At 72.2% G+C, this 13,824-nt stretch carries 15 protein-coding genes; 8 read left to right on the top strand and 7 right to left on the bottom strand.

Annotated features, from left to right (window positions below):
- Window position 1 precedes the first annotated feature (1 nt).
- From U5640_RS06385 to U5640_RS06400, 4 genes are all read left to right on the top strand, one after another.
- Window positions 2-1,207, top strand: a complete 1,206-nt coding sequence (locus U5640_RS06385; protein WP_340374813.1) for an acyl-CoA dehydrogenase family protein — start codon at window positions 2-4, stop codon at window positions 1,205-1,207.
- A gap of 170 nt (window positions 1,208-1,377) precedes the next feature.
- Entirely contained in the window at window positions 1,378-2,034 is a 657-nt protein-coding gene (locus U5640_RS06390; protein ID WP_067246122.1) for a phosphatidylserine decarboxylase, read from the top strand.
- Complete coding sequence (gene pssA / locus U5640_RS06395) at window positions 2,021-2,875, top strand: CDP-diacylglycerol--serine O-phosphatidyltransferase (protein ID WP_340374814.1); 855 nt, start codon at window positions 2,021-2,023, stop codon at window positions 2,873-2,875. The genes U5640_RS06390 and pssA overlap by 14 nt, the downstream gene beginning before the upstream one ends.
- 208 nt (window positions 2,876-3,083) lie before the next feature.
- Window positions 3,084-4,301, top strand: coding sequence for an alpha/beta fold hydrolase (locus tag U5640_RS06400; RefSeq protein WP_340374815.1), 1,218 nt, complete (start codon window positions 3,084-3,086; stop codon window positions 4,299-4,301).
- Window positions 4,302-4,308: 7 nt separating this feature from the next.
- Here the strand turns inward: U5640_RS06400 and U5640_RS06405 are convergent, their stop codons facing one another.
- Entirely contained in the window at window positions 4,309-5,427 is a 1,119-nt protein-coding gene (locus U5640_RS06405) for a glycerate kinase (protein WP_340384970.1), read from the bottom strand.
- Window positions 5,428-5,643: 216 nt separating this feature from the next.
- Here U5640_RS06405 and U5640_RS06410 point away from each other — a divergent pair, with 216 nt between their 5' ends.
- The gene (locus tag U5640_RS06410) at window positions 5,644-6,729 is read left to right on the top strand and encodes an ADP-ribosylglycohydrolase family protein (protein WP_340374816.1); all 1,086 of its coding nucleotides are present in this window, start codon (window positions 5,644-5,646) and stop codon (window positions 6,727-6,729) included.
- 115 nt (window positions 6,730-6,844) lie between these two features.
- Window positions 6,845-7,345 carry an NUDIX hydrolase gene (locus U5640_RS06415; RefSeq protein WP_340374817.1) on the top strand — a complete coding sequence of 167 codons (501 nt, stop codon included), beginning with the start codon at window positions 6,845-6,847 and terminating at the stop codon, window positions 7,343-7,345.
- Between the two features lie 18 nt (window positions 7,346-7,363).
- On the opposite strand, the gene U5640_RS06420 is transcribed toward U5640_RS06415, so the two are convergent.
- Window positions 7,364-7,564: a DUF2191 domain-containing protein gene (locus U5640_RS06420; RefSeq protein ID WP_340374818.1), complete on the bottom strand. Its 201-nt coding sequence runs from the start codon at window positions 7,562-7,564 to the stop codon at window positions 7,364-7,366.
- A 103-nt stretch (window positions 7,565-7,667) separates the two neighbouring features.
- Here U5640_RS06420 and U5640_RS06425 point away from each other — a divergent pair, with 103 nt between their 5' ends.
- A complete protein-coding gene (locus U5640_RS06425; protein ID WP_340374819.1) occupies window positions 7,668-8,402 on the top strand; it encodes a Sir2 family NAD-dependent protein deacetylase in 735 nt (244 codons plus the stop codon).
- Between the two features lie 5 nt (window positions 8,403-8,407).
- Here U5640_RS06425 and U5640_RS06430 read toward each other — a convergent pair whose 3' ends face one another.
- Window positions 8,408-8,854 (bottom strand): DUF6194 family protein, encoded by a 447-nt coding sequence (locus U5640_RS06430; protein WP_340384972.1) that lies wholly within the window; start codon window positions 8,852-8,854, stop codon window positions 8,408-8,410.
- A 56-nt stretch (window positions 8,855-8,910) separates the two neighbouring features.
- On the opposite strand from U5640_RS06430, the gene U5640_RS06435 reads away from it, so the two are divergent.
- The gene (locus tag U5640_RS06435; protein WP_340374820.1) at window positions 8,911-9,612 is read left to right on the top strand and encodes a MerR family transcriptional regulator; all 702 of its coding nucleotides are present in this window, start codon (window positions 8,911-8,913) and stop codon (window positions 9,610-9,612) included.
- A 24-nt stretch (window positions 9,613-9,636) separates the two neighbouring features.
- On the opposite strand, the gene U5640_RS06440 is transcribed toward U5640_RS06435, so the two are convergent.
- From U5640_RS06440 to lpdA, 4 genes are all read right to left on the bottom strand, one after another.
- Window positions 9,637-10,119 (bottom strand): methylated-DNA--[protein]-cysteine S-methyltransferase, encoded by a 483-nt coding sequence (locus tag U5640_RS06440; protein WP_340374821.1) that lies wholly within the window; start codon window positions 10,117-10,119, stop codon window positions 9,637-9,639.
- A gap of 10 nt (window positions 10,120-10,129) precedes the next feature.
- Window positions 10,130-11,623, bottom strand: a complete 1,494-nt coding sequence (locus U5640_RS06445) for an AlkA N-terminal domain-containing protein (protein ID WP_340384974.1) — start codon at window positions 11,621-11,623, stop codon at window positions 10,130-10,132.
- Window positions 11,624-11,691: 68 nt separating this feature from the next.
- Window positions 11,692-12,018, bottom strand: a complete 327-nt coding sequence (locus U5640_RS06450; RefSeq protein ID WP_340374822.1) for a hypothetical protein — start codon at window positions 12,016-12,018, stop codon at window positions 11,692-11,694.
- A 339-nt stretch (window positions 12,019-12,357) separates the two neighbouring features.
- Window positions 12,358-13,770 carry a dihydrolipoyl dehydrogenase gene (gene lpdA, locus U5640_RS06455; protein WP_340374823.1) on the bottom strand — a complete coding sequence of 471 codons (1,413 nt, stop codon included), beginning with the start codon at window positions 13,768-13,770 and terminating at the stop codon, window positions 12,358-12,360.
- Between the last annotated feature and the right edge of the window lie 54 nt (window positions 13,771-13,824).

Raw genomic sequence — 13,824 nt, forward strand, 5'->3', positions numbered from 1 at the left:
CATGGCGCGACTTGCCCAGACCGCCGGTCTGACCGACGTCCAGCAGGAGATCCTCTCCACCGTCCGCGACTTCGTGGACAAGGAGATCATCCCGGTCGCCACCGAGCTGGAGCACCGCGACGAGTACCCGCAGCAGATCGTCGACGGTCTGAGGGAACTCGGCCTGTTCGGCCTGATGATCCCCGAGGAGTACGGGGGTCTGGGCGAGTCGCTCCTGACCTACGCGCTGTGCGTGGAGGAGATCGCCCGGGGCTGGATGTCGGTCTCGGGGATCATCAACACGCACTTCATCGTGGCGTACATGCTCAAGCAGCACGGCACGCAGGAGCAGAAGGACCACTTCCTGCCGCGGATGGCGGCCGGCGACATCCGGGGCGCGTTCTCGATGTCGGAGCCGGGTCTGGGCTCGGACGTGTCGGCGATCACGTCGAAGGCGGTGAGGGACGGCGAGGAGTACGTCCTGAACGGTCAGAAGATGTGGCTGACGAACGGTGGTACGTCGTCGCTGGTGGCCGTTCTGGTCAGAAGTGACGAAGGACACCCCGAGGGCACGGCGCCCCACAAGTCGATGACCACCTTCCTGATCGAGAAGGAGCCCGGCTTCGGAGAGGTCCGCCCCGGCCTGACCATCCCGGGCAAGATCGAGAAGATGGGCTACAAGGGTGTCGACACCACCGAGCTGATCATGGATGGCCTGCGGCTTCCCGCCGATCGGGTGCTCGGCGGGGTCACCGGCCGAGGTTTTTACCAAATGATGGACGGCGTAGAGGTGGGACGCGTGAATGTGGCGGCGCGTGGCTGCGGCGTCGCTCAGCGTGCCTTCGAGCTGGGCGTCCAGTACGCGCAGCAGCGGCACACGTTCGGCAAGGCGATCGCCCAGCACCAGGCGATCCAGTTCAAGCTGGCCGAGATGGCTACCAAGGTCGAGGCCGCGCATGCCATGATGGTGAACGCGGCACGCAAAAAGGACTCCGGCGAACGAAACGACCTTGAGGCCGGTATGGCGAAGTACCTCGCCTCCGAGTACTGCAAGGAGGTCGTGGAGGACGCCTTCCGGATCCATGGCGGCTACGGCTTCTCCAAGGAGTACGAGATCGAGCGCCTCTACCGTGAGGCCCCGATGCTGCTGATCGGTGAAGGTACCGCCGAAATCCAGAAAATGATCATCGGGCGCCGACTGCTCGAAGAGTATCGGTTCCAGGGCTAGATGTCCGGGTTGGGGGTGTTTTCTTCGAGAAGAAGATCACACCCCGTCAACATCACCCGGCCGCCGACTCGGCTTCCTGGCTTACCCAGTTGCGCCCCCGAACCGCTACGATCGCCGGAAAGCCGCCGTCCCCCGTCGAAGCGCGGCATCGTCCGCTACGAAGGTCATCCATGCCCCACAGCCAAACCTCTGCACACCGCGACCGCCTGGTAGGCGCACGCCTCGCGCGCGGAGCATCGCCGTGGCTTCTGCCGACCGTCGCCACCGCAGCCGTCAGCCTGGTCCGCGCCCGCCGCTCGGGTGTCGCCAAGGCCGTCGCCGTCCCCGCCACCGCTCTGGCGGCGGGCATGCTGTGGTTCTTCCGCGACCCCGAGCGCGAGATCGCGCCGGGCCGGGTCATCTCCCCCGCCGACGGAGTGGTGCAGAGCATCATGCCGTGGAAGGACGGACGCACCCGGGTCGCGATCTTCATGAGCCCGCTCAACGTCCACGTCAACCGCGCGCCGCTCTCCGGCACGGTCACGTCCGTGGAGCACATCCCCGGCGGGTTCGTTCCGGCGTTCAACAAGGAGAGCGAGAACAACGAGCGCGTCGTCTGGCACTTCGACACCGAACTCGGTGACATCGAGATGATCCAGATCGCCGGTGCCGTCGCCCGCCGTATCGTCCCCTACCTCCCCGAGGGCACGAAGGTCGAGCAGGGCGACAGGATCGGCCTCATCCGCTTCGGCTCCCGCGTCGACCTCTACCTGCCCGAGGGCGTGGAGGTCGCGGTCGAGGTCGGACAGAAGACCGTGGCGGGGGTGACTCGCATTGACCGTGATTGACCCTGAGACCCAGGCGGGCTGGGTGCCCGAGGCCGACGACACGGACGACGAGGAGGAGATGCCCCTCTCGCTGCGTCTGTCGATAGCGGACACCCTCACCCTCGGCAACGCCACGTGCGGCTTCATGGCGGTGTACTTCACCACCACCGGCATCCTGATCCCGCACCTCACCGGGGACCAGGAGACCGGCATGGCCCGCCACAGCGCGGCCACCGCCGTCATCCTGATGCTGTGCGCGGCCGTCTTCGACCTGTTCGACGGTCTGGTCGCGCGCAAGCTGCGCAGCTCCCCGATGGGCGCGGAGCTGGACAACCTCTCTGACCTGATCAGCTTCGGTCTGGCTCCGGCGTACTTCGTCCTCGTCTACGGCATGGTCGCCGACGACGCCCACCAGCGGGTGGCGGCGGTCGGCGCGATCGTCGTCCTGCTGGCGGTGGTGCTGCGGCTGGCGAGATTCTCGTGCGTGACCCCGCCGAACGGCATGTTCCAGGGCATGCCCTCACCGTTCGGCGCACTGACCGTGGTCTCGATCGTGCTGCTGGAGCTGCCCTTCGTGGCGACGCTGCTGGCCATCCTGGGGACCGCCTGGCTGATGGTGAGCCGGGTCGAGTACCCCAAGCCGCGGGGCCGCCTCGCCGGCGCGGTGCTCGTCTGGATCGTGCTGTCGATGGGGCTGCTGGCGGCCTGGGCGTTCGACGCCCCGAGCGGCCAGCTGCTGCTGCAGACCGGCTGCGCGCTGCAGCTCGTCATGGGCGCGGTGATCCCGCTGTTCGCCACGGCCCGCCGGGTGAACAACTTCCGCGGCAACCGCCGCGAGGCACGGGCGGCCCAGCTGCCCTGACCCTCCCTCACCGCACACGGGTGTGGCCCGAGCCCCTTCCGGCTCGGGCCACACCCGTTTCGGCTTCAAGGGCGTCCGCCGTGTGCCCTTGACCTGTCAACTACCCGGGATCCGCGAGCGGTTGCACAGCGTGAGGAAGGAGAGGACGGTGGAAGGGGGTGGAATTTGCCAGGAATTGACCCATTCACACCCGCTCTGGGAGATGGTCATGTCCTCACTCGTCCTCACGGAACACAAGGTCCCGCACGTCTCCACGATCCCGGCGAACGACGGGGAGCCCGTGCAGCTCCCCGTACGGGAGTACGACGGCACCAACGGGAACAACCCGCGCAAGCCGGTCCTGATGCTGCACGGCCGGAGCGTGCCGGCGCTCCCGGGCTTCGACCTCCCGCCGGTCCCCGGCGGCTCCCCGACCCGCTACAGCTGGGCGCAGGAACTGGCGGGCGCCGGTTTCGACGTCTTCATCATGGACATCCAGGGATCCGGACGGTCGCCCCGCCCCAGGATGGACGACGCGTGCAACGCCAACCCGGCCCAGCAGGAGCAGCTCCTCGTCCCCAACCCCCTCCCGGCGAGCTGCCCGCCCCCGTACCCCCACCAGCTCGGCAACTCGGAGAGCGAGGAGGCGGAGCTGCACACGGTGGTGCAGTACATCAGGGGTCTGCCCGGCCGGGACAAGCCGGTCCGCTTCGTGGGCTGGTCCGCGGGCTCGCTGGTGATGGGCCCCTACACCCTCAAGCACCCGGAGGACGTCGAGAGCCTGTTCCTGCTGGCACCGGTCTTCCCGCCGAAGGGACGGTGGTCGGAGAACCCGGCCGACCCCTTCGGGCGCCCGCCCGGAGCCCAGACGCTGCCGGTGTCCGCACCGCCCTCCATGTTCGGCTTCCCGATGCACGTCGCGAGCAAGACCGGGGTCAAGGCGTCGCTCAGCAGCACCCCCAGCCTGTGGGAACCCGGCATCGAGGACCACGTGTGGGACGCCTGCATGCAGAGCGACCCGGTGGGCAGCAAGTGGGGCCCCGAGGAGGGGCCCGGCGACTACGAGGGCGTCCTGCGGTACCGGAACACCTACTGGTGGGGCTGGAACAACCAGACCGTTCCGTACAAGGACCCCGGCGGGACGTACGTGCTCGGTGACCGGGTTCCCGTGGCGATCGTCTACGGCCAGCTGGACCGGACGGCCAACAGCCCGGCGACCTTCCCCGACATCCTGCGCTTCTCCGTGCCGGACCTCTACACGGCCGTCAAGGGACCGAAGAAGCTGATGTTCTGCCTCGAGGGCGCCGGCCACTCCCTGGTCTGGGAGACCACCGCCAAGACCGTCCACCACGTCTCGAGGCAGTGGTTCAAGCACGGCAAGGCGTACGGCCAGGACAACGGCAGCTTCTTCAGGGACCTGAACGGCGAGCTCACCCCGCTGCCGTGACCCCGGCTCAGGTCAGGAAGTCGTGACCGATCCGCTCCGCGACCCGTTCCAGGATCGGGCCGGCGTCGGAGATGCAGGTCGCCACGTCCGGCTCGATCTCCGTCAGGGGGTACACCCGCCGGATCCCCGCCCGGCCGAGGGCCTCCGGTGGCAGGGCCAGGCGTCCGCAGACCGCGACGACCTCCTTGCCGGCGGCACGGGCGGCGGCCGCGACCCCGGCGGGGGCCTTGCCGTGCAGGGTCTGCTCGTCCAGCGAGCCCTCGCCGGTGATCACCAGCTCCGCCCGCTCCAGGGCCGGTGCGAAGCCCAGCACGTCCAGCATCACCTCGATGCCGGCCCGGAACCGGGCCCCCAGCAGCAGGGCGCCGTAGCCGATGCCGCCCGCGGCGCCGGCCCCCGGCGCGGCCGCGTACGCCGCGGCCCGCGGGCCCACCTCCGCCTCCAGCACCTTCGCGTAGTGCGCGAGCGCCTCGTCCAGTGCCTGGACGTCGTCCGGGGAGGCGCCCTTCTGCGGCCCGTACACCGCCGGAGCGCCCTTCGGGCCGGTCAGCGGGTTGTCGACGTCGCTGGCGAGGACCAGCTCCACGGACGACAGCCGCGGATCGAGACCGGACAGGTCGGCGCGGTCCAGGTCGGCGAGCCCGCCGCCGCCCGGCGCCAGCGGCTCGCCGTCCTCGTCGAGGAAGCGGGCCCCGAGCGCGGACAGCATGCCCGCGCCGCCGTCGGTGGTCGCACTGCCGCCGACCCCGAACACGATCGTGCGGACACCCGCGTCCAGCGCGGCGCGCAGCAGTTCCCCGGAGCCGTACGTCGAGGCGGTCAGCGGGGCGAAGACACCGGCGGGCAGCCGCTGCAGACCGCTCGCCTCCGCCATCTCCACCACGGCGGTGTCGCCGCGCAGCGCGAACGCGGCGGTGACCTCGTGCCCGAGGGGACCGGCGACCCGTACCTCCCGGCGTTCGAACCCGGCCGCGACCGCCGCGGCGACCGTGCCGTCGCCGCCGTCGGCGACCGGCAGGGCCTCCACCTCGACGTCCGGCACGGCCCGGCGCAGCCCGGCCGCCACCCGCTCGGCGACCTGTACGGCCGTCAGCGACCCCTTGAACTTGTCCGCGGCCACGAGCACCCGTCGTCGGGTGCCCTGCGCTGCAGCGTCCGCCACCGTTGCCATCCCCTCGCTCTCCGGGCCCCGCGCACGTCAGGGCCAGTCGCGCCGCAGCGACCTTATCCGGAGGACGCCCCCGCCGTCATGCGTTGCCCGCCCCCTGGGACAGGGTGAGGACCTCCTGTGGAAGCGGCCGGAAACCGCGCGAGGGCGCCTGGAATCGGGTAGACCGGAGCCATGACCGCCGTGGGGACCTCCCGGACCACCGGGCCCGCCCTCGCCGACCGTGTGCTCGGCGGCTGGCTGGGCCGGATCGCCGGAAACATGCTCGGCAAACCGGTCGAACAGGGGGAGGTGTGGACCCGCGAGCGCATCGACGGCTATCTGCGTCGCGCCGGCGCGCTCCCCCTCACCGACTATCTGCCCGAACCCGCCACCGAGGCGGACCGCGGGCGGCTGCGGCCCGAGTGGCGCAGCTGCGTGCGCGGCCGCGTGCACGGCAGCTGCCGCGACGACGACGTCGACTACGCGATCCTCGGACTCGACCTGCTGGAGACGCACGGCTTCGCCTTCACCACCGAACAGGTCGGCGACCTGTGGCTGCTGCGGCTGCCGTACCTCCAGACGTTCACCGCGGAACGCGCCGCCTACCGCAACCTCGCGGGCGGCATCAGACCGCCGCTGACGGCGACGTACGACAATCCGTACCAGGAGTGGATCGGCGCTCTCATCCGCGCGGACGTCTACGGCTGGACCAGTCCCGGCGCCCCGCGGCGCGCGGCGTCGCTCGCCCGCCGGGACGCGGTGCTCTCGCACACCGGGAACGGGGTCTACGGCGCGATGTGGTCGGCGGCGCTGATCGCGGCGGCGTTCACCGCGCCGACGGTGCGCGGCGCGCTGGAGGAGGCGATGGCCGTCATCCCGGCGAGCAGCCGTCTGGCCCGGACCGTCCGCCGGGTCACCGCCCTCCACGACACGGGCCTGGGCTGGGAGGACACCCTGGCCACGATCGGCGCCGAGACGTCCGGCCTGGGCTGGATCCACACCGTCCCCAACGCGGCCGTCCTGACCGCGGGACTGCTCTACGGCGACGGCGACTTCACCCGGACCCTCGCCCTCACCGTCCGCGGCGGGCTGGACACCGACTCCAACGGCGCCACGGCGGGCTCGGTGGCCGGCGTGATGACCGGGGCACGGGCGATCCCCGCGCACTGGACGGACCCGCTGGAGGACACCGTGCACAGCGCGGTGTTCGGCTTCGACGGGGCCCGCATCAGCGAGCTGGCGGAGCGGACGGTGCGGTTGGTGGAGGCACCGGGGTAGGAGGGAGGGGCGCAAAGGGGTGGGCGGGGGCGGGCGAGCGCACCGGGGTGTCACGGGCGGGCGCGTGCGGTGGCGGGCGGCGGGAACGGGTGGCGGGGCTGGATACCCTGCTGGGATGACTGCCTCCAGCACCTCCGACTTCGCCGCGTACATCGCCACCCTGCCACGCATCCTGGCCGGTGCCGCCGTCCTCTTCCGGGACATGGAGGGGCGGGTGCTGCTCGTCGAGCCCAACTACCGGGACGGCTGGGCGCTGCCGGGCGGCACGGTGGAGTCCGACCAGGACGAGACGCCCCGGCAGGGCGCACGCCGCGAGACGCTGGAGGAGATCGGCCTCGACCGTCCGCTCGGGCGGCTGCTCGCGGTGGACTGGTCGGTCGGACCGGGCAGGCCGCCGCTCGTGGCGTACCTCTACGACGGCGGGACCCTCGACGAGGACGACCTCAAGGCGATCCGGCTCCAGGAGGAGGAACTGCTGTCCTGGCGGCTGGTCCCGCGCGAGGAGATCACGGGCCATCTGCTGGGCTCCCTGGGTCACCGTGTCCTCGCCGCGCTCGACGCCCTGGCGGACGGCTCGGGACCGGTCGAGCTGGAGAACGGCCGCCCGGTGGGCTGACGCGCGGACGCCGCCGGCTCAGCCCTCGGGGGTGCGCGGTTCGCCGTCCGCCTCGCGCAGCGCCTCGTCGCGGGCGGCGACGCGGGCCTCCGTGCGGTGACCGCGCTCGATGTAGTCGCGGACGACGAGTTCGACGGCGTCCTGGGGATTGCCCACCCCGGAGAGAACCATGACCTCGACGACGAGCTGGGCATCGAGGGAGACGGTGACCTTGGCCATGCCGGGACGGTGGCACCGCACCGGGAGTCCGTCCGGGTCGGGACCGGACGGCACCCCGAATATCCGTTCGCCCCGAGCGGGCGGGAACCCTACCCTCGGGCCCATGAACAGGCCACTGGTCGCCCTCCTCAGCGGTGCCGGCATCTCCACCGACTCCGGGATCCCCGACTACCGCGGTCCGAACGGACTGTGGCGGCGGGACCCCGAGGCCGAGAAGCTCGTCACCTACGACTTCTACATGCGGGACCCGGAGATCCGGCGGCGGTCCTGGCTGATGCGGCGGGAGACCGGCGCGCTGCGCGCCGAGCCGAACGCGGCGCATCTGGCCGTCGCCGGGCTGGAGCGGTCCGGGATCCCGGTGCGGGTGATCACCCAGAACGTGGACGGCCTGCACCAGCGCGCGGGCCTGCCCGAGCGCAAGGTGCTGGAGCTGCACGGCACCGCGCACGGTGTCGTCTGCACGAGGTGTCACGCCCGCGGGACGATGGCGGACGCCCTCGCCCGCGTCGACGCCGGCGAGCCGGACCCGCCCTGTCTGGAGTGCGGCGGGATTCTGAAGACGGCCACCGTGATGTTCGGCGAGCGGCTCGATCCGGTCGTCCTCGGCGACGCGCTCGCGATCAGCAAGGCCTGCACGGTGTTCATCGCCGTCGGCACCAGCCTCCAGGTCCAGCCCGCCGCGGGCCTCGCCGGGGTCGCCGCCGACCACGGCGCCCGGCTGGTCATCGTCAACGCCGAGCCGACCCCGTACGACGAGATCGCCGACGAGGTCGTCCGCGAGCCCATCGGAGAGGCCCTGCCCCGGCTGCTGCAGGAGCTTCAGGAGCAACCGGTCTGACGCCGTCACCACTGGTGGCGGGCGCGGGCGGCGGCGTGGGCGGCGCGCAGGAGCCGCAGGACCAGCTCCGTGGTGGCTTCCGCGGGGTTGACCACCGCGATCCAGCCGAGCGCGCCGTACACGGGGTGGGGCAGCACGGTGTCGGCGGCCGCGTGGTCGCGGGGCAGGGCGAGGGCGCGCGGTTCCTCGCCGGTGAGGTCGAGGAAGGTGGAACGGTCGACCTTGACGTTGACCCGCCAGCGGTCCGGCGGGGCGAGGTCGGAGGCGGTGTCGCCCGGGTGGTCCTTGGTGACGATCGTTCCGTACGGCTGTCCGCGCGAGGGCATCCGGCCGTCGGGGGCGTGGTAGAAGTACGCGTCGCCCCAGGCGATCTCGGGAAGGCCGTCGCCCGGTGCGGGGACGACCACGAGCGCGCCGTCGAAGGAACGCACCGTCTCGATGATCTGCTCCATACTCATGGTTCGAGCATGACCTTCAAGTGCTTGTGTGGGGTTGAGGGACGGAGGGGGTGGGTCCGTCGCGTACCGTCGACGTCGCCCGGGAATCGGGGTACTCGGTGCAGCAGGTGCGGGACCTGGAGCGGCTGGGGGTGATTCCGCCGGCCGGCCGGGCCGCCAACGGTTACCGCTCCTACACGCCGGTCCATGTACGGGCGTTGCGCGCCTACCGGGGACTCGCGGGGGCCGTCGGGCCCGTCGAGGCACGGGTGTTGCTCGCCCGGGTGCGGACGGAGCCGCTCGTGGAGGCGGCCGCGGCGATCAGCGCGGTGCACGTCCGGCTGACGCGGGAACGCGAGGAGGTCCTGCGCGCCCAGGAGGCGCTGCGGGCGATCCGGGGGGAGGCGGCGGACGGCGGGCCGGAGGGCGGGGGCGACGCGATGACGATCACCGAGCTGGCGGGCGCGCTGGGGGTGCGACCCTCCACTCTGCGGTTCTGGGAACAGGAGGGCCTGGTCGCCCCCGAGCGGGTGACCTCGCTGCGGGCGCGCCGCTACGGTGTCGCGGCGATCCGGGCGGCCCGTGTCGTCGCCGCCCTGCGGGCCGGCGGGTACGGGATTCCCGCCGTGCGCGAGATCATGGCCTCCCTCGACCGGCTCGACGGGCTGGAGGCCACCGGGCGGGTGCTGCGGGAGCGCCTCGACCGGATCGCGGACCGGACCGTGGCGCTGCTGGTGGCGGGCGCGGACCTCGCGGCGGTGTGCGGGACGTGAGGGGGCGGTGTGCCGGACGGGGAGTCAGAACAGCGCCGTGCCGCTCTCGAAGTCCAGCAGGCGCTGCTTGCGGTCGAGGCCGCCGCCGTAGCCGGTGAGGCCGCCGCCGGCGCCGACCACACGGTGGCAGGGGACGATGATCCCGATCGGGTTCTTGCCGTTGGCGAGGCCCACGGCCCGGGAGGCGCCCGGATTGCCGAGGAACGCCGCGAGTTCGCCGTAGGAGCGGGTCTCGCCGTACGGGATGGCGCGCAGCTGGTCCCACACCTCGCGCTGGAACGGGGTTCCCGACATGCGCAGGGGGAGGGTGAACTCCTGCAGTCCGCCGTCGAAATAGGCCTCCAGCTGTTCCTCGGCCGCGCCGAAGAGGGTGTCGTCGCGCGGGCCGAAGTTCTCCTGCGGCGGCCGGTGACGCTGTTCGGTCATGTAGAGGCCGCACAGCACCCCGTCGTCGGCGACGAGGGTGAGGGGTCCGTACGGGCTGTCGACGACGGTGTGGTTCTTCATGCGCACGTCCCTAGACAGGAAGGAAGTTGATCGGGTGGCTGTCGGTCGCCCACAGGTACTGGACCGCGTACGCCCGCCAGGGACGCCAGGCCGCCGCGCGGGCCGTGAGGGCCGCCGGGGTGGAGGGCAGGCCCAACTCCTGGGCGGCCCGCCGGATTCCGAGGTCGGTGGGGAGGAAGGCGTCGGGGTCGCCGAGGGCGCGCATGGCGATGACGTCGACGGTCCAGGGGCCGAAGCCGGGGAGGGCGAGGAGCTGGGCGCGGGTCTCGGGCCAGTCGCTCTCCGGGCCCAGGTGGAGGGTTCCCGCGGAGAGGCGGCGGACGAGGGTGGTGAAGGTGGTGCGGCGCGTGCGGGGCATGGCCAGGGACTCGGGGTCGGCCTCGGCCAGGGACTCGGGGGTCGGGAAGAGGTGGGTGAGGCCGCCTTCCGGGTCCTCGACCGGGTCGCCGTACGCGGTGACCAGACGGGCCGCGTGGGTGCGGGCGGCCGCCGTGGACACCTGCTGCCCCAGCACGGCGCGTACGGCGAACTCGGCCTCGTCGACTGTGCGCGGCACCCGGCGGCCGGGCGCCTTGTCCACGAGGGGGGCCAGCAGGGGGTCCGTGCGCAGCCGGTCGTCGACGGCGACGGGGTCGGCGTCGAGGTCGAGCATGCGCCGGCAGCGGCTGGTGGCGACGGTGAGATCGCGCAGGTCGGTGAGGGTGAGCCGACAGCCGATGTGGTCGGGGTGCGGGGTGAGCGCGACGACCGCGTGGCCGTTCGGGAGGCGCAGGGTGCGCCGGAAGGCGCCGTCCCGCCACTCCTCCACGCCGGGGACACCGGTCGCGGCGAGGTGGCCGAACAGGTTGTCGGGGTTGAGCGGGGCACGGAACGGCAGCCGGAGCTGGAGGGTGCCGCCGGTGGCCGCTGCCCCGGGGCCGGGGGCCGGTGTCCGGTCCCGGTGCGGGGCACGGGCGCGCAGTTCGCTCGGGGACAGCGCGAACACCTCGCGCACGGTGTCGTTGAAGGTGCGCACGGAGGAGAAGCCGGCGGCGAACGCCACGTCCGCCATGGGCAGTCCGGTCGTCTCGACGAGGAGACGGGCCGTCTGGGCGCGCTGGGCGCGGGCCAGCGCCAGGGGGCCCGCGCCGAGTTCGGCGAGGAGCTGCCGTTCCACCTGGCGGGTGCTGTAGCCGAGGCGGGCGGCGAGTCCGGGAACGCCGTCCCGGTCGACGACCCCGTCGGCGATCAGCCGCATGGCGCGGGCGACGAGGTCGGCACGCTGGTTCCACTCCGGGGAGCCCGGGCTGGTGTCCGGCCGGCAGCGCTTGCACGCACGGAAGCCGGCCTGCTGGCAGGCGGCGGCGCTCGGGTGGAAGACCATGTTCCGCGGCTTGGGCGGCACGGCGGGGCAGCTCGGCCGGCAGTAGATGCCGGTGGTCAGGACCGCGGTGAAGAACCATCCGTCGAACCGTGCGTCCTTCGACTGCACGGCGCGCACACAGCGCTCGCGGTCGGTGTGCATCGCGTTCTGCATGCGTCCAAGCATCGGACACCCGCCGCGTCGGCGCTGGCGAGAATCCGACATGGACGTCATCCGCGCCGGCGGGCTCGGGGCGGGTCCGGTCGCGTCCGCTCCGGGAGCATGGCCAGGGACCAGATCACGAACACGTCGATCGCCATCACGGTGACCGACCACGGCGGTTCGTACGGCAGGAACAGCCACTGGGCGACCAGGCTGAGGGCGGCGAGGACGATGCCCGGGAAGCGGGCCCGGGCCGCGCCCCGCAGGAGGGCCGCGCCGGTAGCGGCGGCGAGGACGCCGAGCGTGAGGTGGATCGCGCCCCAGCCGGTGAGGCTGAGTGCGTAGACGTAGGAGCCGACACGGGCGTAGCCGTCGTCGCCGGAGAGGGCGACCACGGCCTGGAGGACGGCCAGGAGGCCGCCGCAGAGCAGCAGGACGCCGGAGAAGACCCTCCCGCCGGAGGCGAAGCCGTCGCGCGCGGCCGCCGCGGTGCGGCGCGGGCCGCCGGGCGGGACGGACCAGGCGGTGCCGATCTCGCCCCGGGTGGGGCCGGCGGGGCCGGTGGGGCCGTGGGGGGGAGGGGTGCGAGGTCATGGGCGGGCGTCCCTTCGGGTGCTGCGCCGCGCGCCGTCGCTCGGGTTCTGCGGCTGTTGCCAGGACATCCCGGGCGCCGGGGGGCGGCGAGCGCGGCGGGGCCGTTCGGATGAGCGCCCCGTCCGGCCCCGCCGCCGGGCTCACATGTTGATCATGTGTCCGGCGAGGCCGTGGACGGCTTCCTTGACGGCTTCGCCGAGGGTGGGGTGGGCGTGGACGTTGCGGGCGACCTCGTGGACGGTGAGGTCCCACTGCTGGGCGAGGGTGAGCTCGGGCAGCAGTTCGGTGACGTCGGGGCCGATGAGGTGGCCGCCGATCAGCTCGCCGTACCTGGCGTCGGAGATGAGCTTCACGAAGCCCGTGGTGTCGCCGAGGCCGTGGGACTTGCCGTTGGCGGAGAAGGGGAACTTCGCGACCTTGACGTCGTAGCCGAGTTCGCGGGCCTGGGCCTCGGTGTAGCCGAAGCTGGCGATCTGCGGCTGGCAGTAGGTGGCGCGCGGGATCATCGCGTAGTCGAGTTCCATCGTCTCGGCGCCGGCGAGGGTCTCGGCGGCGATCACGCCCATGGCCTCGGCGGTGTGGGCGAGCATCAGCTTGGCGGTGACGTCGCCGATGGCGTACAGGTGCGGGACGGAGGTGCGGCAGCGGCCGTCCACCTCGATCGCGCCGCGCTCGGTGAGGGCGACGCCGGTGTTCTCCAGGCCGAAGCCGGTGACGTTGGGGGCGAAGCCGATGGCCTGGAGGACCTTGTCGGCCTCCAGGACCCGCGGCGCGCCGTCCTTGCCGGTGACGGTGACCCGGACCTGCGGCCCGGACTCGTCGATGGAGTCGACGCGGGTGGAGGTCAGGACGTCGATGCCCAGCTTGCGGTACTGGCGGGCGAGTTCGGCGGAGACCTCGGCGTCCTCCAGGGGCGCGACGCGGTCCAGGAACTCCACGACGGTGACCTTCACGCCGTAGTTGTTCAGGACGTAGGCGAACTCGATGCCGATGGCCCCGGCGCCCGCGATGATCACGGACTGCGGGAGCTCCTCGGCGAGGATCTGCTCCTCGTAGGTCACGACGCGGGAGGTGCGGCGGGTGCCGGGGAGCAGTTTGGGGGTGGCGCCCGTGGCGATGACGCAGTCCTCGAAGCCGATCGTGCGGGTCTCGCCGTCGTAGCCGGTGACCTGGAGGGTGTGCGGGTCGAGGAAGGTGCCGCGGCCGTCGTACTCGGTGATCCCGTTCTTCTTCATCAGGTAGTGGACGCCCTTGACGCGGCCGTCGGCGACCTTGCGGCTGCGGCGGTGGGCCTCGCCGTAGTCGAAGGAGACCGTGCCGTCGACCTTGATGCCGAAGGTCTTCGCCTCGTGGGTGAAGATGTGGGCCAGTTCGGCGTTGCGCAGCAGGGCCTTGGTGGGGATGCAGCCCACGTTCAGGCAGACGCCGCCCCAGTACTTCTCCTCGACGACGGCGACGCGCTTGCCCAGCTGGGCGGCACGGACCGCGGCCACGTAGCCGCCGGGGCCGGCGCCGAGTACGACAACGTCGAATCGCTCGTCCTGCTCGGTCATGAGAGGTTCCTGTTCCCTGGGTAGCGTTTCGTGTTCCGTGGGGAAACGGTACCC

It is taken from the genome of Streptomyces sp. SS7 (genome assembly GCF_037993025.1).
Taxonomy (GTDB): Bacteria; Actinomycetota; Actinomycetes; order Streptomycetales; family Streptomycetaceae; genus Streptomyces.